The sequence below is a fragment of the Bartonella sp. MR100HLJHH genome, assembly GCF_042194215.1.
Classification (GTDB): domain Bacteria; phylum Pseudomonadota; class Alphaproteobacteria; order Rhizobiales; family Rhizobiaceae; genus Bartonella; species Bartonella grahamii.
In genome coordinates this window covers 99,575-121,802 of the sequence record NZ_JBHIMR010000005.1, presented here as the reverse complement: position 1 = coordinate 121,802, position 22,228 = coordinate 99,575, and the positions used below count along the sequence as shown (strand labels likewise).

15 protein-coding genes are annotated in these 22,228 nt (G+C 37.3%); 1 reads left to right on the top strand and 14 read right to left on the bottom strand.

Going from position 1 to position 22,228, the window contains the following annotated elements; genetic code table 11:
- Nucleotides 1–35: 35 nt before the first annotated feature.
- The 11 genes from ACFIJ7_RS04470 to ACFIJ7_RS04420 form a co-directional block, all read right to left on the bottom strand.
- Entirely contained in the window at nucleotides 36–818 is a 783-nt protein-coding gene (locus ACFIJ7_RS04470; protein WP_375636657.1) for an ABC transporter ATP-binding protein, read from the bottom strand.
- Complete coding sequence (locus tag ACFIJ7_RS04465) at nucleotides 805–1,689, bottom strand: ABC transporter ATP-binding protein (RefSeq protein ID WP_015856300.1); 885 nt, start codon at nucleotides 1,687–1,689, stop codon at nucleotides 805–807. The genes ACFIJ7_RS04470 and ACFIJ7_RS04465 overlap by 14 nt, the downstream gene beginning before the upstream one ends.
- Nucleotides 1,682–2,611, bottom strand: a complete 930-nt coding sequence (locus ACFIJ7_RS04460) for an ABC transporter permease (protein WP_015856299.1) — start codon at nucleotides 2,609–2,611, stop codon at nucleotides 1,682–1,684. The genes ACFIJ7_RS04465 and ACFIJ7_RS04460 overlap by 8 nt, the downstream gene beginning before the upstream one ends.
- A gap of 2 nt (nucleotides 2,612–2,613) precedes the next feature.
- Nucleotides 2,614–3,687 (bottom strand): ABC transporter permease, encoded by a 1,074-nt coding sequence (locus ACFIJ7_RS04455; protein ID WP_015856298.1) that lies wholly within the window; start codon nucleotides 3,685–3,687, stop codon nucleotides 2,614–2,616.
- A 112-nt stretch (nucleotides 3,688–3,799) separates the two neighbouring features.
- Nucleotides 3,800–5,401, bottom strand: coding sequence for an ABC transporter substrate-binding protein (locus ACFIJ7_RS04450; RefSeq protein WP_375636654.1), 1,602 nt, complete (start codon nucleotides 5,399–5,401; stop codon nucleotides 3,800–3,802).
- Between the two features lie 373 nt (nucleotides 5,402–5,774).
- The gene (locus tag ACFIJ7_RS04445) at nucleotides 5,775–7,400 is read right to left on the bottom strand and encodes an ABC transporter substrate-binding protein (protein ID WP_375644699.1); all 1,626 of its coding nucleotides are present in this window, start codon (nucleotides 7,398–7,400) and stop codon (nucleotides 5,775–5,777) included.
- A gap of 1,623 nt (nucleotides 7,401–9,023) precedes the next feature.
- Nucleotides 9,024–9,650, bottom strand: a complete 627-nt coding sequence (locus tag ACFIJ7_RS04440) for a DNA-3-methyladenine glycosylase I (protein ID WP_375636738.1) — start codon at nucleotides 9,648–9,650, stop codon at nucleotides 9,024–9,026.
- Nucleotides 9,628–11,058 (bottom strand): exodeoxyribonuclease VII large subunit, encoded by a 1,431-nt coding sequence (gene xseA / locus ACFIJ7_RS04435; protein ID WP_375636740.1) that lies wholly within the window; start codon nucleotides 11,056–11,058, stop codon nucleotides 9,628–9,630. Before xseA ends, ACFIJ7_RS04440 begins: the two co-directional genes overlap by 23 nt.
- Nucleotides 11,059–11,461: 403 nt before the next feature.
- Nucleotides 11,462–13,093, bottom strand: a complete 1,632-nt coding sequence (locus ACFIJ7_RS04430; RefSeq protein ID WP_375644698.1) for an ABC transporter substrate-binding protein — start codon at nucleotides 13,091–13,093, stop codon at nucleotides 11,462–11,464.
- Between the two features lie 837 nt (nucleotides 13,094–13,930).
- The gene (locus tag ACFIJ7_RS04425; protein WP_375644697.1) at nucleotides 13,931–15,562 is read right to left on the bottom strand and encodes an ABC transporter substrate-binding protein; all 1,632 of its coding nucleotides are present in this window, start codon (nucleotides 15,560–15,562) and stop codon (nucleotides 13,931–13,933) included.
- Between the two features lie 906 nt (nucleotides 15,563–16,468).
- Nucleotides 16,469–18,094, bottom strand: coding sequence for an ABC transporter substrate-binding protein (locus ACFIJ7_RS04420; protein ID WP_375644696.1), 1,626 nt, complete (start codon nucleotides 18,092–18,094; stop codon nucleotides 16,469–16,471).
- A gap of 1,003 nt (nucleotides 18,095–19,097) precedes the next feature.
- On the opposite strand from ACFIJ7_RS04420, the gene ACFIJ7_RS04415 reads away from it, so the two are divergent.
- A complete protein-coding gene (locus ACFIJ7_RS04415) occupies nucleotides 19,098–19,379 on the top strand; it encodes a DUF6460 domain-containing protein (protein WP_375636337.1) in 282 nt (93 codons plus the stop codon).
- Between the two features lie 22 nt (nucleotides 19,380–19,401).
- Here the strand turns inward: ACFIJ7_RS04415 and ACFIJ7_RS04410 are convergent, their stop codons facing one another.
- From ACFIJ7_RS04410 to ACFIJ7_RS04400, 3 genes are all read right to left on the bottom strand, one after another.
- Entirely contained in the window at nucleotides 19,402–20,211 is an 810-nt protein-coding gene (locus ACFIJ7_RS04410) for a TIGR02186 family protein (protein WP_375636335.1), read from the bottom strand.
- Between the two features lie 2 nt (nucleotides 20,212–20,213).
- Nucleotides 20,214–21,134 (bottom strand): sulfite exporter TauE/SafE family protein, encoded by a 921-nt coding sequence (locus ACFIJ7_RS04405; protein ID WP_015856288.1) that lies wholly within the window; start codon nucleotides 21,132–21,134, stop codon nucleotides 20,214–20,216.
- 179 nt (nucleotides 21,135–21,313) lie between these two features.
- Nucleotides 21,314–22,132: a hypothetical protein gene (locus tag ACFIJ7_RS04400; RefSeq protein ID WP_375644695.1), complete on the bottom strand. Its 819-nt coding sequence runs from the start codon at nucleotides 22,130–22,132 to the stop codon at nucleotides 21,314–21,316.
- Nucleotides 22,133–22,228: the final 96 nt, after the last annotated feature.

The following is a 22,228-nucleotide window of genomic DNA, read 5'->3' as shown; positions in this document are numbered from 1 at the left end:
CAAATAAAATTGCATTTTCTCTTCTGTAAAATTGATCATGCTCTTTGCTCTCTATGGACAATAGGCTCTATGCTTGCTTCAAAAAACTCCTTTGTATAATCGTGTTGCGCATGTAAATTACGCAATTCATCATTGCTAAGCTCTTCAAGAATAATCCCTTTATGCATAATTCCAACACGTTCACAAATATGTGCAACAACAGCAAGATCATGGGATACCATCAAATAAGTAAGCTTTTTTCTCACGCGTAATGATTTCAACAAGTTTAAAATTTCAGCCTGTACCGACACATCCAATGCAGATGTTGGCTCATCAAGCAACAAAACCTCTGGTTCAATAATTAAAGCACGTGCAAGAGCAATACGCTGACGCTGCCCTCCAGACAGCTCATGAGGATAACGATAAAGAAATGAAGAATCTAAACCAACGGAATCTAAAGCATCCTCCACCCGCTCCTTTTGATTATCCATCCCATGGATTTTGAGAGATTCAGAAAGAACCGTATGGACCATTTTTCTTGGATGAAGTGAAGCATAAGGATCTTGAAAAACCATTTGAATACAGCGTAAAAAATCTTTACTTCTTTTTTTTTCGACTTCTTGTCCCGCAAAAAGGAACTTTCCACTATAATCTGGAATAAGCCCCACCAATGTATTCAAAATTGTTGATTTTCCACATCCGGATTCACCAATCAAACCATAAGCTTCACCACGCTTAATATGAAAATTAACATTTTTAACAACTGTTACTGCCTTATGCCTATGACCAAAAGTTACAGATAAATTAGAAACATCAATAATATTCTCACAATTTGTCATGAGGAACCTCCTCAACACCATTAACAATCGTAGGATTATGTAACCAATCAGGATCACGCTCAGGAACAGCCAAAACATCAACAGGATTATCAAGCCGTGGCAAACTCGCGAGCAATGCCTTCGTATAAGGATGACAAGCGTGAGACAAATCAGAAGCAGGCAACTCTTCTAACACACGACCTGCATACATCACCAAAATACGATCACAAAAATCAGCAATCATATTCAAATCATGACTAATGAAAATAAGTCCCGTTCCAGATTTTGTCACAAGTTCATCTAATACAGATAAAACTTGTCGTCTGACCGTAATATCAAGTGCAGATGTTGGCTCATCGGCAATAATTAAATCAGGTTTTGGAATGAGCATCATTGCAATCATCACACGCTGCCCCATCCCCCCTGATATTTCATGAGGAAATAGGCGCATCACATGTTCAGGATCACGAATATGAACAGATTCTAACATAGATATAGTCCGTTCCTGCGCTTCAACTTTTGAAACGCGGTAATGAATACGGTAAGCCTCCATAATCTGCTCACCAATCCGTATTAATGGATTAAGTGAATATTTTGGGTCCTGTAAAATCATAGAAATACGCTTCCCGCGGATTTTTCGCATCTGAGGTTCACTTGCGGTCAATAAATCAACATCCTCAAAGCGCATTTTTTTAGCTTTAACAATGGCTGCTCTTGGACTCAACCTTAATATTGCGCGCCCAGTCATCGATTTTCCAGATCCGGATTCACCAACAATTCCAATTTTTTCTTTTCCAACAGAAAAACTAACGCCACGCACAACTTCTGAAATGCCGCGCGTTGTAGGAAAAGAAATACGTAAATCTTCTACTTCTAATAATTTATTACCCATTGCGTGGATCCAATACATCACGAAGACCATCACCTAAAAGGTTGAAAGCAAGACTTGCAAATAATATTGCACAGCCTGGTATTGCCGCCAACCACCAATTTGTCATCATAAATTCCCGCCCTGAAGAAAGCATCGCACCCCATTCAGGACTTGGAAGTTGAGCTCCCAACCCTAAAAAACCAAGGCCAGCAGCCGTTAAAATAATGCCAGACATATCTAAAGTTAATCGTACAATCACTGAAGGAATACACATGGGCGCAACGTGAAACAAAATTATTCTCCAAGCAGAAGCCCCTTGCAAGCGAACGACAGAAACATAATCAGAAGAACGTATTGTCAAAGTCTCAGCACGTGCTAAACGTGCAATTGGGGGCCATGCTGCAATTGAAATTGCAATAGAGGCATTTTCAATCCCTGGTCCCAATGCGGCTGAAAATGCAAGAGCTAAAATCAAACCTGGAAAAGCAAGAAAAATATCGACAATGCGCATGAGCACAGTATCAACCCATCCGCCCATATAACCAGATACAGTTCCAACAATAAGCCCTATTGGACCTACAATAATGGTTGTAAGAAAAACAACATAAAGAGTAATACGGGAACCAAAAACAAGGCGACTAAAAATGTCACGTCCTAATTCATCTGTTCCAAAATAATGCGCCATAGAGGGTGGCTGCAACCGATGCCCTAGATCATTGCTAAGAAAATCATGCGTAGCAATCCAAGGAGCAAAAAATGCACATATGATAATAATACAAATAATAAGCAGACCGAATACAGCCGAAAAGTTATGAAAAAACTTAACCAGTGCGTGATAAATTCTCTGTATGTTCGCCTGAATTATGGAGCTTGGAACAGGGTCGTTTAACCAACCGCCCAAAAAAGATGATGATTGCGATTTATGATGATTACTTACTGTCATATTCAACGTGTCCTTGGATCAAAAATGCGATAAAGCAAATCAGAAAATAAATTAATGGCGACAAAGATAAATCCTACAAGTAAAGTACACCCTACAACTGCATTCATATCTCCGGCTAAAAGAGCATTTGTCAAGTAATGTCCAAAACCAGGCCAAGCAAAAACTGTCTCCGTTAAAACAGCCCCTTCTAATAAAAAAGCATAAGAAAGCGCAACAACGGTAATAACCTGAACAGCAGCATTCTTAAAGGCATGTCCCCATACCGTTCGTGCCCACGATAACCCCTTTACACGTGCAGTAATGATATATTCCTGATTAAGCTGCTCAATCATAAACCCACGAGTCATACGGCTAATATAAGCCATAGCACCGAAAGCTAAGATCAAAGCAGGCATAATAATGTGACTAAAAACATTACCAAAAGCCTCCCATTGTCCTTGGCTTGCAGTATCCCAAAGGAAAAATCCTGTTTTTGGTTCGAAAGAATATTCATAAAGAAAATCAATACGTCCTGGACCACCAACCCAGCCAAGCTTGGCGTAAAATATTAACAAAGCCATTAAACCGAGCCAAAACGTTGGAGTAGAATAACTTACAAGTGTAAAAACACGAACAACATAATCAATAAATGAATCGCGATACATTGCTGCAAAAACACCAAATGGAATTCCAAGACTTGTGCCAATAACAATAGCAACGGTTGCAAGCTCTAATGTTGCAGGAAATACACGCATAATATCAGCTAGAACAGGACGCCCAGAAGTTAAAGCATCTCCAAAGTCAAATAAAAATACATTATGAAGATACTTCCAATATTGAACAATCAACGGCTTATCAAGACCAAGCTTATAATACATTGCATCATAAGCTTCCTGACTGATATTATCACCAAGAATAGACAGAACTGGATCTAGAGGAAGAAGATGACCAAGAAAAAAAGTGATCGTCACCAACCCAAGCAATGTGATAAAAACTGAAATAAGAAGTTTCAATCCTTTGCATAAAAAATCCCATAAAAATAATCTTTTCTGCTTTTCTGATACAGCTCTTTCAGTCTCTGAAAGTGGCAAAACCATTATAAAAATCCCCTCTGTAGCGACAAAACATAAAGCAAATACCTTTTTTTATATAACGAAACAACCTCTTATTAAGCATGTTCTACAATCCTTCTCTATAACATGCTTCTTTTTATTTTTCTGCTTCATTGTAATAAAGTCTATAACTGTTCCAAATCCATTTTTTGACATCAGGTCCCATACCAACGGTATAATATGTCTGAAATAAATAAACCATAGGACCATGCTCTAGCACATAATGCTGTAAAGTACGATATTGCATGATACGCTTATTGGGGTCTTTCTCAAACAAAGCATCCATCACCATGTTATTAATATTTTCATCATAATACCCAGCGCGCCAAGCCAAATACATATTGTGCTTTTTTGTAAATGTTGGATCAGGATTAAACACGTGATTTAATGAGGCAGGATGTCCATCAGGATCGGCACTCCCCCACCCCATAATAGCAGTATCATAATTTCCACCACGTACACGACTCAACAATTGATTTTGTGCCATTTTTTCAATTGTCAGCTCAACACCAATTTTACGTGCATTGGCTTGAATAGACTGTGCAACAGACGACATATAACTAAGGCTTCCAACTAAAAGATTAGCTTTAAAACCGTTCGGATAACCAGCCTCAGTAATTAACTGTTTTGCTTTTTTCAAATCCAACTTAAAAGGCAGACCTTCTTTTTCATCCAAAGCACCAGGAACACCCAAGGACATATAAGTTGCCCGCGGAATAGCAATCCCCTTCAAAACAGTTTTTCCAAGACCTTCATAATCAACCAAATAACGAAGTGCCAATCTAACCTTTTCGTTTGCAAAAATTGCATTCTTATTATTTAATGATAAATAAATAATCTGGGGGCGCAAAACACGACTAATTTTGACTGGGCCTCCCTTTTTTTCAAGATCTAAAATATCCTCTGAAGAAAGATCACGCGCTATATCCACATCACCTTTTTCCAAAAGAAGTCTTTGGCTTGATGAATCTGCTACGTGCTGCACAACAATCTTCTTAATTTTAGGCACATCGCCCCAATAATGCTGTGTAGCCTCTAATACAACTTTATCTCCTGGAGACCAGCTCACCAATTTATAAGGTCCAACACAAGCCGAATGTGTCGCTAAATATTTATTCCCCATATCACCGTTAATACTCTGCGCTTCAATTGTTTTCCGATCAAGCAAAGCAGAAGCATAAGACTGTCCAATAACAGTCAATATGAGCTGAATAGGGTAGGGTTTATCTAATTTTAATTGCAAAGTCTTATCATCAAGAGCTTGAATATTTGTTTCAACATTGTTTTTAGTAAACCCATAATCCATTAAAGATTGGGCATAGCTCAATCCTAATTTAATAATCCGCCGCATCGACCATACCAAATCTTGCGCCGTTGCTGTTCTTCCATCATTAAACTTTAAATCATCACGAAGATGAAAAACTATTCTTTTGCCATTATCTAAAACATCCCAAGATTTTGCCATAGCAGGGCGAATTTTTGTAGGATCATGTTCATCATATTGTACTAACGCGCTACAAATATTCGTCAATAACTCACTCGTCACGACTTCAACAGTTTGCGCTGGGTCAAAACTACTCATTGAATCAATATTCCATGCCATCACCAATATATCTTTAGATGAAGCACTAAATGCTGATGCTATAGCCCCATTTAAAAAAGCTGTTATGCCTAATAAAACAGAAAATTTTTTCAACATTTTTTTCCCATTTTTTTCCTATTATATTCTTATGCCTTTTCACACATAGCTATTGTGATTTTGCTCTTTCATCTTTTAAACAGCATAGTATCAAACATCAACTTTATTTAATCAAACTAAGCATCTATAAAATAATTCTCTCATACATCAATCTATATTCGGGATGCAGAGAATCTGTAGCCACAAACAAAGATCTTGTCCAATATAACTTTCTATATTCATCCCCCTTAATAAACGACCTCCATCATATACAGCACAAACATCCCTCACAGTTTCATCCTTTAAGAAACTGAAGGACTTTTATATGAAAGAATATTTTCATCATGCAATTATGATCAAGCTATTTTACCTTTGACAACACCAAAAGACACTTTTATTTTTCAATTTTACTATAAAAAATACGCGGTGCACTATTCCAAACCCATTTTTTGACATCCGGTGTCATCGCGACAACGCTATATTGCTGGTAAATAAACGCATAAGGTCCTTTTTGCATAAGTTCACGTTGTAAATCAGCATATATTTGCGCCCGTTTTTGCGGATCTTTTTGAAACAACGCATCTTCAACTTTTTGATTCATCTTGGCATCAAAATATCCATGCTTCCAACTAGGATAGGCAGTGTTTCTAGCCTCAAACCGATTATCTGGATTATAAACAAGACGTGAAGCCATTGTATGAGGATCCGCAGAATCATTATTCCATCCGACAAAAGCCGTATCAAAAGCCCGTGCATTCACTTTTGAAAACAACTGTGTACCTGCCACACGTTCAATTTTAAGACGCACACCCGCCTGCGCAGCACTATCTTGGAGTGACTGAGCAAGTAATAAAGTATAAGGAGTGTTTGATACGAGAAAATTTGCCTCAAATCCGTTCGGATAACCGGCCTCTGCTAAAAGCTGCTTGGCTTTTTGAATATCAAGCTTAAAGGGTTGCCCTTCTTTTTCATCTAAAGCCCCAAAATTGCCAAGAGGAATAAAACTTGCCCGTGGAATACCAATCCCTTTGAGAAGCTTCTTGCCAAGACCTTCATAATCTATAAGATAACGCATCGCCAAGCGCACTTTTTCCTTAGCAAAAATGGAATTCGTCGTATTGAATCCCCAATACATCATGGTTGGCACCAACACTTTTTCAACTTTAACATCTGTTGTTTTTTGCAGATCTGCAAGATCTTCAGGTGTCAAATTACGAGCAACATCAATATCATGTTTTTGCAACAACAAGCGCTGTGTTCCAGGCTCCGCAACATGGCGAATTACAATCTGCTTTAGTTTAGGTGCTTGTCCCCAATAATGAGAGCTTGCACGCAATAAAATCGCTTCTCCAGGGCGCCAACTTTTTAACTGATAAGGACCAACGCAAGCAGCATGAGTTTTCAAATACTGATTTCCCAAATCACCATTTTTTTCGTGTTTCATGATCGTCTTACGATCAAGCAAAGCTGTTGCACGACTCGCAACAACATTATTCAGAATGAGCTCTGCTGGATAAGGCTTATCAAATTTCATCACCACTGTTTTCTCATCAACAGCTTGCAAAGCATCATTAACATTTTGTTCTGTAATTCCATATTCATTAAAAATTGCTGCATTAGCCATCTGCAATTTGACAATCCGCTTCATACCCCAAACAAGATCATTGGCATTGGCTGATCTACCATCGTTAAACTTTAAACCATCACGCAAATGAAAGGTAATCACCGTACTGTGATCATCACCTGAAACATCCCAATGAGTTGCTAAAGACGGAACTATTTTTGTTGGATCATCTGTCGCAGTACTGACCAAATTATCACAAACATTTCCAATAATTTCACTTGCATAAACATCATTGCTTTGGGCAGGATCAAATGTACTGATTGCATCAAGATTCCAAGCCATCACAAGAGTATTAGCCGGTGTTTTTGCTGAAACCTGTTGTACAACTACTCCCAGTGCCACAAGAGCAGCAACAAGAGAGCTGCTACTTTTCAATATTGTTTTCTTCGAGTTCATAAACGTTTCCCTTTATTTATTTTTTATTAATTAATGACGCTGAAATAACATGGCAAATTTATAATTATACACATTGAACAAATACATTCTAATCGCCTATACAGAGTCATCTACTTTATAAATTCATTGACTTACATCTCAATCAAACCATAGCGAACATGAAATATATGTTTTGCTAACCAGTATCACATTCTTTCATAACCTTTCTTTGCATACGATAATGCCGTATACCAGCCCCATTAATCATCAAAACGATAAGCCTTGTAGCCCCCAAAATGGTAAGCTTTTAAAAAAATCATTGCGCAAAAATTTATGAATTCACCATTCTATTCCTTTAGGCGGTATTTAAAATAAAATATGCAAACTTTAAAAATCGTCATTCTCCTCAAACACTCAATTTCAAGATGCGGTGCATCTTTACTACATGATCAAAACTGCACTAAAATAGCAGAAAGGCATAAGAAAAGATCTTTTCTAAAACTCTACCCCCCACAAAAATCTGCTTAATCTTTTGAAAACCAAGTGTCAAAAGCTTTACGTTTTTACCAACAAAACCAAACACGTTAACAAAAACAAAGAAACAATGAGAATAATCACCCCTTCCAAGCTTTGTCTTTTGAGAGATAAAGCTTGCAATAAAAGAATACACACTAAAATGCACTTCTCTATTGATAAAAACAAAATTCATCAGACTACCCCCCAAAGACATAACGAATATAAACCCTTCTAAACTTTAGTGCGCATCATTGCTTTACCACTATAAAAATAGAACAGAAAACAACATACTGCAACAAAACTCTTGTTTCCAGCAGAAACATACAGAGATTCAACTAAGCAATGTAGTGGATACAAGCCTGCCTGAGCTTAATCACCTTCCCAAAAATGGAGCGCACACGCGGCAAGATCACTCTCTAATAAGAGAAAACTATCAGATAATAAAACCCAACACAAGCAGCTTGAGTCATTTAACTTTAATTTTTCATCGCTGCATTTTATTTTTATTGCCTAGGTAAGTATTGGACAATCGACCTACACACAAATAAACCAACTACCATACAACCAAAGTAAAATATAACAATGCAACAACAGCACGCCCTCTAAAAACCACTTTGCATTCGTCAATAAACATGAATAAAATATTCATTACTTATTATAACGGTCATGTCTATTAACAGAAATAAAAACACCTCTTCTGAACCATTTCAAATGCCAAAGACTGTTGCACAACATTGAACGCTCGTAAAGTGTGTGATGGTGCCGATTTGCTCCGTCATAAGCGTGAAGATGGAGTGCACAATGGATTGACTATTATACCATTCATGGGCTGCGTCGCAAAATGGGCTTTGATACACTAGATGTTTCTTTAAAACATACAAGACATTACCATTATCTAACTTCAGATACATGACAGTTAAGGTATCACTCCTTTTTGCATCTATTTTTTCATCCTCAAAATTATACCTTTATCGTTTTGAGTGCCAACAATAGTAGGAAATCGTTGATATTGTATAGTTTATATATTTTAATTATCTTATACAGTGGAGTTGTATAATCTATACATTTATTAAACAATTCAATTATTATCCTATTGATCATTACCCTTACAAAAGAACGTTGGCTAATTTATCGACAAAAACATCCTTCAAGATGATCATTAACAATCCCTACGGACTGCATAAAAGCATAACAAATTGTGGGACCAATAAATGTCCAGCCACGTTTCTTCAAGTCTTGAGAAAGACGAAGAGAAGCAGGGGTTGTAGGATGAGCCGACAGTGTTTGAAAGTCTATCTTTTCATAACGCTCTGATTGTGGTGGCTGAAAAGACCAAAAATAGCGGGACAAGCTCCCCCACTCTGTTATAATTTCCTGTGCTCTAAGTGCATTATTAAGCACTGATTGAATTTTTCTTTGATGGCGAACAATGTCTTTATTCTGCATTAACATTTGCACCTTTAGCTCATCATAATGAGCAATCTTTTCAAAGTCAAAGTGATCAAATGCAATGCGAAAAAAAGAGCGTTTTTTTAAAATTGTAAACCAAGAAAGCCCCGCTTGGAAACCTTCAAGACAAATTTTTTCAAACAAACAGATATCCTCAAAAACAGGTTTTCCCCATTCGTTATCATGATAAGCACAATAAAGTGGATCCGTTCCAGCCCATGCGCAACGAACTTTTCCATCCACTCCCTTAAGAAGACCTTCCGCAAGCATGGCATTAACCGTATTAAAAGAGAGTTCCTTGATCATCGTTTGGCGGCTTTATCTGCTTGTGTTTTGAACGTTTAGAAAAAATAGGTTCTTGTATTGCAACACTGATATCACCATCAAAAAAGCGTAAATTTATTTGCCCTGTTTCAGGAAACTGAGTCAACCGTTTAACGGGCTTATTATCTTGCCCCAAAGCCAAAACAAAACCACGCTCTAAAATATTCTGATAAGAAGTGCTTTTTAAAAGTCTGAATGCAAGCTCCATTTGGGCACGTTGTTTTTCCACACTACGCACAAAAGCACGATGAAGGCGCGCCGTATATTCCTTTGTATTGCGTTGTGCTTTTTCACTATTTAACAAACGTAGCGAAAGACGTAAACGAAGAGTATGAAAAGAAAAACATTTTTTATCGTAGCTCACACAAAGAGCACGCTGTAATCGATTTGAAATTTCATCAAAACCACGCCGTGGTAGAGCAAAAAGTTGGTCGACAGTGGGAAGACCACGTCTGGCTGCACGCAACTTTTGTTGATGAAAATCAAAAGAACGTACAAGTCCCTTGCGCAAACGTGCCCCAAGAGACGCAACACACACTTCAAGATCAAGCTTAACGGGAACAGCCTTTTCTGCAGCTCCTGTAGGAGTTGGAGCACGCCAATCAGCGACATAATCAATCAAAGTCCAGTCCGTTTCATGCCCAACAGCAGAAATAACGGGAAGAGCAGAAGCATAAACAGCACGAACAACAGCTTCATCATTAAACCCCCACAAATCTTCTAAACTTCCCCCTCCTCGTGCAACAATAATAAGATCAGGTTTTGGAATAAGTCCTCCTAGAGCAAGAGCATTAAAACCTTCAACAGCAACAGCTACCTCTCTCCCACTTGTTTCCCCCTGAACACGTACAGGCCAAACCAAAATATGTAACGGAAAACGATCGGATATACGATGAATAATATCACGAATAACAGCACCTGTTGGTGATGTGACAACGCCTATAATTCGAGGCATATAAGGCAAAGGTTTTTTCTTTGCTTCATCAAATAAGCCTTCTTCCACAAACTTTTTCTTACGATTTTCAAGAAGTGTCATCAAAGCACCAACCCCCGTTGGTTCAAGAGCCTCAATGACAATTTGATATTTCGATGATCCTGGATAAGTTGTAAGTTTACCAACAGCAACCACTTCCATCCCTTCTTCAGGAGGAAATTTGAGCTTTTCCATCACTCCACGCCAAATAACAGCTTCCAACCGTGCCTTATCATCTTTTAAAGCAAAATAAGCATGTCCCGAAGCATGAGTACCACGGTAACCTGATATCTCCCCACGCACCCGTACATAACCAAACTTTTCTTCAACAACACGCTTTAGAGCTCCTGCTATTTCGGAAACAGTAAATTCTGCCACATTTGTTATACCTGTTTTTTCACTAAACAACCTTACCATTTTTCAATTCTTTACGCCCGTTTCTGTGAAACTTTTTGAAACAACACAATCTTTAAAATTTTTATTTATAGCTTCATCAAAATACCCATAACACCGGCTAGAACAAGCTTATATTTTGAATTTCAAACCGATTATCCGAGTTATAAAAAAAGCTTGGAGCCGTTGTATGGGGATCTCCAAAGTTATTATTCCATCCGAAAGCCGTATCAATAGAAGTTAAAATATTCAATCTTAACATCCACACAAACACATCTTTCATAAGAATTCCTGAAATAAAATTCTCTACACAACATAGTAATCCATTCCCGATAAAATTCAACGTATTGCAAAGTGTTAAAGAGCTTTGCAATACATCAAATATATCATGATCATGTTTTTTATATTTTATAAACCTGATACCTTCTTATTTTTCAATTGCACTATAAAAAATACGTGGGGCACTATTCCAAACCCATTTTTTGACATCAGGTGTCATCGCTATTGTGTGATACGTCTGATAGATAAAAGCATAAGGTCCTTTCTGCATAAATTCACGTTGCAAATCAGCATACATTTGCGCCCGTTTTTTGGGATCTTTTTGAAACAACGCATCTTGAACCTTTTGATTCATAGTTTCGTCCAAATACCCATGGCACCAACTCGCATAGCCTGTATTTTTAGCCTCAAGCCGATTATCAGGATTGTAAATAAGGCGTGAAGCCATTGTATGAGGATCCGCAGAATCATTATTCCATCCGAAAAAAATCGTATCAAAAGTACGTGCAGATAGTTTTGAAAATAACTGCGTGCCCACAAAACGTTCAATTTTAAAACGTACCCCAACCTTTTTTGCATTGTCTTGAAGGGACTGAGCAATAGGCAAAGCAAAAGGATAAGGAGAAGTACCAGCAAAAATACTGGCCTCAAAACCATCCGGATAACCTGCCTCTGTTAAAAGTTCCTTTGCTTTTTGGAGATCAAGTTTAAAGGGTTGTCCTTCTTTTTCATCCAAAGCCCCAAGATTACCAAGAGGAATAAAACTTGCACGTGGAACACCAACATCTTTGAGAAGAGTCTTACCGAGTCCTTCATAGTCAATAAGATAGCGCATCGCTAAACGCACTTTTTCATTGGCAAAAATAGGATTTGTCACATTGAAACCCCATATGATCACGGATGGCTCTAACACTCTTTCAACTTTAATATCCGTTGTTGCTTGGAGATCTGCCAAATCCTCTGGCATTAGATTACGTGCAACATCGATATCGTGTTTTTGCAACAATAAACGTTGTGTTCCAGGCTCCGCGACATGGCGAATTAAAATCTTCTTCAATTTAGGCGCCTCACCCCAATAATTGGAGCTTGCACGCAATAAAAGAGCTTCTCCAGGACGCCAACTCTCTAACTGATAAGGACCAACACAAGCAGAATGGCTTGCCAAATACCGGTTTCCCATATCACCATTTTTTTCGTGTTTCATGAGTGTCTCACGATCAAGCAAAGCAAGAGTACGACTAGTGGCAAAATGGCTAAGAATGAGCTCTGCTGGATAAGGTTTATCAAATTTCATCACCACTGTTTTGTCGTCCGGTGCTTGAAAAGCCTCATCAACATTCTGTTCTGTGATACCATATTCATTAAATGTCGCCGCAGTAGCCATCTTCAATTTAACAACCCGCTTCATGCTCCAAATTAGATCATTGGCATTCGCAGGACGACCATCATTGAACTTCAAACCATCACGCAAATGAAAAGTAATCACCGTACGCTGATCATCACTTGAAACATCCCAACTCTTCGCCAAAGAGGGAACAAGTTTAGCTGCATTATCTTTAGCTGGTTCAACTAAATTATCACAAACATTGACAAGAACTTCATTACCATAACGGTCATTAATTTGTGCGGGATCAAATGTACTTATTGAATCAAGATTCCAAGCCATCACAAGCGTATCGGCAGGTGTTTTTGCTGAAACTTGTTGCACCAAAATCCCCAGTGCAATAACAGCAGAAACAAAAGCACTGCTCCCTTTCAATATTTTTCCTTTCAAGTTCATAGACTTTTCCTTTTAAAATTTATTGTATAAGTTCTCCATGCAACAATAACGTGCAAGAAATAATAAGATTAGACTTAGAAAACATACCTCCTCGAAATAAAATTAAAAACTCAACAGAAAACGATCTGATATAAAACGAAGGTATTAGGCATAACAGCATCTGTTGGAGATATCACAGTGCTTACAATTTGGGACATATCAGGCAAAGTTTCCTTTTGCTTTATCAATCAGACCTTTTGCTTCAAATTTCTTTTTTGATTTTCTAAAAAGTGTCGCGAAAACACCACCTCCGGTTACTTCAAAAGCCTCAATAAAAATTTGATATTTTGATGATTTTGAATGAATTGTAATTTGCTGAAATTGATTATTTACCCTCCTTCTCAAGAGAAAATTTGAATTTTTGCATCACTCCCCATAAAATAATACCCTCCAATTGCGGAGTGTTATCTTTCAAAACAAAAGGAACCATAACATAGGCATCATAAAAAACTGATATTTCTCTTCACCTCCACACCAAAACTTTTCTTCAATATTGCAAAGTCTTTTCTCCTTTAGCAATGCTAAATGCCACAACATCTGTTGTACTAATTTTTTCAGCAAATGAATTGACCACTTTTCAATTCATGGGAGTTGAAATATTAAGTCTTAAACATCCAAGAAAACACATCTTTAATGAGAATGAAAGATCTCTTTTGAAATAGAAATCTTGAAAAGACACTCAGCAATATATCCTCTATTATTCACAATCTTCAACGTATTGCAAAGCATTTAAGAACTTTGCAATACGTCAAATATATCATGATCATGTTTTTTATATTTTATAAACCTGATACCTTCTTATTTTTCAATTGCACTATAAAAAATACGTGGGGCACTATTCCAAACCCATTTTTTGACATCAGGTGTCATCGCTACAGAAACATATGTCTGATAAATAAAAGCATAGGGTCCTTTCTGCATAAATTCACGTTGCAAATCAGCATACATTTGCACCCGTTTTTGGGGATCTTTTTCAAACAACGCATCCTTAACCTTTTGATTCATACTTTTATCAAAATACCCATGGCACCAACTAGCGTAGCCTGTATTTTTTGCCTCAAACCGATTATCAGGATTGTAAATAAGACGTGAAGCCATTGTATGGGGGTCCGCAGAGCCATTATTCCATCCGAAAAAAATCGTATCAAAACCACGCGCATAAAATTTTGAAAACAACTGCGTACCTACAAAACGTTCAATTTTAAAATGTACCCCAATCTTTTTTGCGTTGTCTTGGAGAGACTGAGCAATAGGCAAAGCAAAAGGATAAGGAGATGCCCCTGCAAAAATATTGGCCTCAAAACCATCCGGATAACCTGCCTCTGTTAAAAGTTCCTTTGCTTTTTGGAGATCAAGTTTAAAGGGTTGTCCTTCTTTTTCATCTAAAGCCCCAAGATTACCAAGAGGAATAAAACTTGCACGGGGAATACCAACATCTTTGAGAAGGGTCTTACTGAGTCCTTCATAATCAATAAGATAGCGCATCGCTAAACGCACTTTTTCCTTAGCAAAAATAGGGTTCGTCGTATTAAAACCCCATATAATCATGGAGGGCGCCAACACTTTTTCAACCTTAATATCCGTTGTTGCTTGGAGATCTGCCAAATCCTCTGGCATCAGATTACGTGCAACATCGATATCGTATTTTTCCAATAATAAACGTTGCGTTCCAGGCTCCGCAACATGGCGAATTAAAATCTTCTTCAATTTAGGCGCCTCACCCCAATAATTGGAGCTTGCACGCAATAAAAGAGCTTCTCCAGGACGCCAACTCTCTAACTGATAAGGACCAACACAAGCAGAATGACTTGCCAAATACCGGTTTCCCATATCGCCATCTTGTTCGTTTTTCATGAGTGTCTCACGATCCAGCAAGGCAGCAGTGCGATTAGTGGAAATATTGCTAAGAATGAGCTCTGCAGGATAAGGTTTATCAAATTTCATCACCACCGTTTTGTCGTCCGGTGCTTGAAAAGCCTCATCAACGTTTTGTTCTGTAATCCCATATTCATTAAATGTTGCCGCATTGGACAATTTCAATTTCACAACCCGCTTCATACCCCAAACAAGATCATTGGCATTGGCTAATCTACCATCGTTAAACTTTAAACCATCGCGCAAATGAAAAGTAATCACCGTACTCTGGTCATCACTTAAAACATCCCAACTCTTTGCCAAAGAAGGAACCATTTTAGCTGCATCATTTGTAGCAGAAACGACCAAATTATCACAAATATTGTTAACCACTTCAATTCCATAACGGTCATTGAGTTGTGCAGGGTCAAATGTACTTATTGGATCCAGATTCCAGGCCATTACAAGCGTATCGGTAGGTGTTTTTGCTGAAACTTGTTGCACAAACATCCCCATTACAAAAACAGCAGAAACAAAAGAACAGCTCTTTTTCAATATTTTTCTTTTCACGTTCATAGACTTTTCCTTTTAACGTTTATTGTATAAATTCCCCATGCAGCAAAACGTGCTTAATAATTAAGTTTAGACGAACTATAGGCTCCTAAAGACCAAGCTTTAAAATCTTCAAGAACAAGCACCTCTTGCCAATGACTCCTCCTGCCTACACTTACAAGCCAAACCAAAACATACAAAGGAAAACACTCTGATATATAATGAACGCTCACCAACAACAGAGCTTATCCACGATATCATAACGCCTACTATTGAAGACTATAAAACCAATATTTTTTCTCTATCTTGTTCAGCAAGTTTGTCTCTTATTTCTTCCGGCGTTTTGCATACCATCAAAGCACTAGCCCTTTCGGCTCAAGTACCTTAATAACAAAGAGCTTTCATAATAATTTGACGATTTGATAAAACAGGAAAATTCGTTAGTTTGCTAAGTGCAACGACTTTTATTCCTTCTTCAAAAGGAAATTTGATTGTTTTTCATCACTCCCCGTAAAATAACTCCCTCCAATTGGCATCTCATCATCTTTCAAAGCAAAAGAAAATATGAACACCATAAAAAACTGATACCCCTTGTGTACCCCCCATAACAAAACTTTCTTTCAACATCGCAAAACCTTTGCACCTTTAGCACTACTAAATTCCGCGACATTTGTTACACTCAGCTTTTTAACAAATAAATTGACCACTTTTCAATTCAGAGAAATTGAAATATTCAATCTTAACATCCACACAAATACACCTCTAATGAGAATGAAAAATCTCTTTAAACGAATGTCTTGAAAAGACATTCAACAATATATCACGCATTACCTATGATCTTCGACGTATTGCAAAGCTTAAAAATTTATACAATACGCCGAATATATCAAGACGATGTCCTTTATCTATTGAACACCATTGAAGACACGCTTATTTTTCAATTTTACTATAAAAAATATGCGGTGCACTATTCCAAACCCACTTTTTGATATCCGGTGTCATCGCGACGACGCCATATTTCTGATAGATAAACGCATAAGGTCCTTTTTGCATAAGTTCACGTTGTAAATCAGCATATATTTGCGCCCGTTTTTGTGGATCTTTTTGAAACAACGCATCTTCAACTTTTTGATTCATCTTGGCATCAAAATATCCATGCTGCCAACTAGGATAAGCTGTATTTTTTGCCTCAAACCGATTATCTGGATTATAAACAAGACGTGAAGCCATTGTATGAGGATCCGCAGAATCATTATTCCATCCGACAAAAGCCGTATCAAAAGCCCGTGCATTCACTTTTGAAAACAACTGTGTACCTGCCACACGTTCAATTTTAAGACGCACACCCGCCTGCGCAGCACTATCTTGGAGTGACTGAGCAAGTAATAAAGTATAAGGAGTGTTTGATACGAGAAAATTTGCCTCAAATCCGTTCGGATAACCGGCCTCTGCTAAAAGCTGCTTGGCTTTTTGAATATCAAGCTTAAAGGGTTGCCCTTCTTTTTCATCCAAAGCCCCAAGATTGCCAAGAGGAACAAAACTTGCCCGTGGAATACCAATCCCTTTGAGAAGTTTCTTGCCAAGACCTTCATAATCTATAAGATAACGCATCGCCAAACGTACTTTTTCCTTAGCAAAAATGGGATTCGTCGTATTGAATCCCCAATACATCATGGATGGTTCTAACACTTCTTTGATTTTAACATCTGTTGTTTTTTGCAGATCTGCAAGATCTTCAGGTGTCAAATTACGAGCAACATCAATATCATGTTTTTGCAACAACAAGCGCTGTGTTCCAGGCTCCGCAACATGGCGAATTACAATCTGCTTTAGTTTAGGTGCTTGTCCCCAATAATGAGAGCTTGCACGCAATAAAATCGCTTCTCCAGGGCGCCAACTTTTTAACTGATAAGGACCAACGCAAGCAGCATGAGTTTTCAAATACTGATTTCCCAAATCACCATTTTTTTCGTGTTTCATGATCGTCTTACGATCAAGCAAAGCTGTTGCAGGACTTGCAACAATATTATTAAGAATGAGCTCTGCTGGATAAGGCTTATCAAATTTCATCACCACTGTTTTCTCATCAACAGCTTGCAAAGCATCATCAACATTTTGTTCTGTAATTCCATATTCATTAAAAATTGCCGCATTACCCATCTTCAATTTGACAACCCGCCTCATACCCCAAACAAGATCATTGGCATTGGCTGGCTTGCCATTATTAAACTTCAAACCATCACGCAAATGAAAGGTAATCACCGTACTGTGATCATCACCTGAAACATCCCAATGAGTTGCTAAAGCGGGAACCATTTTAGCAGGATCATCTGTCGCAGTACTGACTAAGTTATCACAAACATTGCGAACAATTTCACTTCCATAAACATCCGTGAGCTGCGCAGGATCAAATGTACTGATTGCATCAAGATTCCAAGCCATCACAAGGGTATCAGCCGGTGTTTTTGCAGAAACCTGTTGTACAACTACCCCCAGCGCAATAAGAGCAGAAACAAGAGATCCGCTACTTTTCAATATTTTTCTTTTTAAGTTCATAGACTTTTCCTTTTAAAGTTTATTGTATAAATTCCCCACGCAACAAGAATGTGCAAAATAATAAAATTAGACTATGCACCGAAAAACAATCTAATATATGATGAATGACATAACCCATCACCAATTATTGATGATATTACAACGTCTACCATTGAAGGCTATAAGACAAAGATTTCTTCTCTCTTGTCGGACAAGTTCAGCTCTTCTTTACTCTAGCGTTTTTATGCCATCAAAGGACAATCCCCTGTTAGCTCAAAAACCTTAATAACAAAGAGCCTTCATAATAATTTGATATTTCAACAAAACAGAAAAATTTGCCCATCGCCCAACATCAACCACCTCTACCCCTTCTGCAAAAGGAATTTTGGATTTTTCCATAATTCCCCACTAAATAACAGCTTCTCATTATATCTTATTTCCAAATAAAAGGAGCACGGGCACCACAAACCTCTGACATTCCCTCACGCGTTCGTACATAACAAAACTTTTTTCAATATTGTATTTTAAATACCTTTGCTCCTTTAACAACACTCAATTCATTGCTTGCATTTTTTCAGAAAAAAATCTTTTCAATGACTAAGGTTGAAATACCTAAATATAATACCTATATAAGCATACCCTTATCAGAATAGATAGTCTTTTTTTAAGTAAACTGTCTTGAAATATTATTTCTATACACAACAACAATAAGTCGGTTACAAAATCTTCAACGAACAAAAACTCTCACCCTGACGCGGAATATCGAAACGTTATAAAATTTCTCTACAAATTCTCAGAAACAAAAGGATACCCCTTCATTTCATTAAATGAAGCGCCCTGAAAATATCGCGAAAATGCAATAAAATACGCGTATATTTCAAAAAACAGCACTGTTATTACACCAGTACTAAGGTAGTGAACTTAAAAAAGTAAGAAAAAATAAAAAATATTTTTCTTTTATGATAATAACATCGCTGTACTATGTTAATACAATAAAAAACACGATCTTCGAAAGTATATTAAAATGAACCGAAAGAAAAAATTGTTAAATTCTTCTCATGCGTTTCTTGGAGGAACATTAAACCGTGTTAGTCTAAAATTGCTTATCCTTTCATTCTTCATTGGCATCGTAATGAATTTTTTGGGATGGACACCTCGAAACCTCATACAAAGAATAGTAGATTTTTTTCAATCACTATGGGAAGCAGGATTTATAACGCTTACAAATTTCTTTCATATAACTATGACGGGAGCTATTATTGTTGTACCTATTTTTCTTATCTTACGAATTTTTCATAAAAAATAAAAGCCTTAACATTTTCCTTGTGCTAATCTTTTCGAAAAATCAAACGACATAAAAATCCTGTAGTAATAGCAATAATCACTGCAACAATACCATATAAAAAACGATACTTGTGCGCTGCATAAAAAATTGTATAAGCGATATGTGCTTTAACAATTTCAAGAGTCGTTGTTGCACTATCAATAAACTGTCCATCACGAAAAAGATAAGCACGAACTTTATAATGTCCAACAGGAATATTTGCTGGCAAACGAAAATGTGCTGTGAAAAGTGTGTCAGAACCAAAACGAACACCACCTACTTCCTCGTAATAAAGGCTTTTAGCTTTTTGCAATTTTATAAGTTCATCGCGAAAGCTTTGTATTTTTTTCTGATCTTGTTCATCCGTCTGTAATGGCAAATAGAGTAATCCTAACCCTAAGCGTTTATAATCTTCAATACTCGTAATATCGTCAATTTCACGTGTTGTGACCATAGAGTAAAAAAGAGGAACCTTTTTAAAAATAAGAGAATCTGTATTAACCCATACACCGGCATTGCGTTTTTTTTCTCGCATCACCATTGTCCGATCTTGTCCCTCCAAGCTTACAACAACATCATAACGGTTCTGTCGAGAATATAACGGATCAATATTTTCCAAAACACCAGCAATATAAAGATCACGACCAGCAAAATTTGCATCCACAGTAATCGTATTCGTTGTTACGATAATTTGGACAGTTTCGTGGTCAAGTTGATCAATGGATGTAGCTGGCGTCCCAACATGTGACCATGTAGAAAAAGAAATAAAATAAAAGAAACCTGCAATGATGTATAAAAAAAATAATCTACCCATTTTTATCTCATAAGAATATCCAGAGAGAAAAGATTATCAGGGCGTATAAATAATTGAAAAGCAAGACGCATACACACAATCAACACTAAACATGCAAGCGCCATACGCAGTTGTTCAGCCTTTAACTTCCGTCCAGCCCTTGTTCCATATTGCGCACCAATACTTCCTCCAAGCATTAACAAAAAAGCCAAGACAATATCAACGGACTGATTAGTCATACTTTGCAAAACTGTCGTGAAAGAAGACACAAATGTAATCTGAAAAAGTGAAGTCCCAATCACCACACTGGTTGGAACACGCAGAAGGTAAATCAATGCTGGTATCATAAAGAACCCCCCACCAATTCCCATAATAGAAGACAACAACCCCACAATGAGACCAATCCCTAAAACTGGAATAATGCTAACATATATCATAGATGTCCGAAAACGCATTTTTAAGGGTAAGCGATGAATCCAGTTATGTCGACCAGCAAGACGAATATTGGCTTTTCCTGCCTTACGCTTGCGCATCATATCATACCAACTTTCAACGATCATCAAGCTTCCTACACTTCCAAGAAGAATCACATAAAGAAGCGAAATCATTAAGTCTAATTGACCTAACTTTTTCAAAACAGAGAAAACCTGAATCCCGATTAAAGACCCCCCCCCTCCTCCAATCGCCAAAAGAATACCAAGTTTAATATCGAGCGTACGTCTTCTAAAATGTGTAATTGCTCCTGTTACAGATGACGCAATCATCTGGTTAGCACCTGTTCCAACAGCAATAGCAGGAGGAATATTATAAAAAATCAATAACGGTGTGATGAGAAATCCACCACCGATTCCAAAAAGGCCTGAAAAAAAACCAGCAACGACTCCCATACCAATCAAGATCAGCATATTGAGTGACATTTCAGCAATTGGTAAATAAATACTCACTTACAGAACCTTCAAGATAATTTGAGTTTTTTTTAACAATTAGAGAATCCTTCTCCAATTATCCTCTTTTCCAATAATCTTTGTTGCGTGTTTAAAAGAATAATTCTAGTTGCTATAGCTTTCGTACAAACACGAATGCGCAGTACATTTCACATCTATTAACATCAACATCATACAAATTAAAAAAAACGAGCTCCTTTTAAAAAGCTATAAAGACATAACGTTATCGCTAACACAAATACAACGGTTAAAAAACAAAGAACACTTTTTTTTACCAAATAAGATAAAAACGAGACATGTTCCCGAGACTGCACCTTTAAAGAAAAAAAACCATTCTCACTGCAATGATTAGATACCTGAACACCCATCATACCCTTTTCTTCTATCACAGCACGCTTCACTACTCCCTCATCCTTTTTAAAAGAAGGTTTCAGAGCATCACTGGGCAAAGAACTTCTATTTTCTTGCTGCAACGTATTTTCAACATTTGTTTGGAGTGGAATTATACCGTTTTGTTTCGAAAAATTTTGCATCTTTTGAAGGAATAAACGTTCTTGATTTTCCTTACATTCCATATGAGCAAGTTTTTGTACAACAGAATCAGGTGATTTTGAACGAGATACCCGTCGTGTTACCGCTTCTTCTTCTAAGCTTTTTTTTTCACTCTGCAAACTTTTGACAATTGTTTTAATCTGCTCTAAAGACTCAAAAAGCTTTTTTTCTCTTTGACGACGTATATAATGTTCAGCCAAAATGGCTCGACTAATATCATCTAAATAAGATTTAAAATGCTCTTCTACAGAACTCTGCTGCATCAAAGAACGGGGCGGATGCTTCATTTGCATTTGCGTATAAACGGTGCGTAATTTTTGAGCAATATCCGACATCGTTACTTCTACAGAAGTATCCATTCTTTCTTTCTGTTCAACAAAAGAAAAGAATTTACCATTCCTAACCTGATTGGTCGCCTGATCGATCGTATGACCCTTCGTATTCACAAACGCCTACCCCTCATTAACCTTTTTGAAAAGAATCGCAACAAATGATGAGAAAGTGTGCTCTATTTTAGTAAATAGAGCTTTAAGAACTCCTAA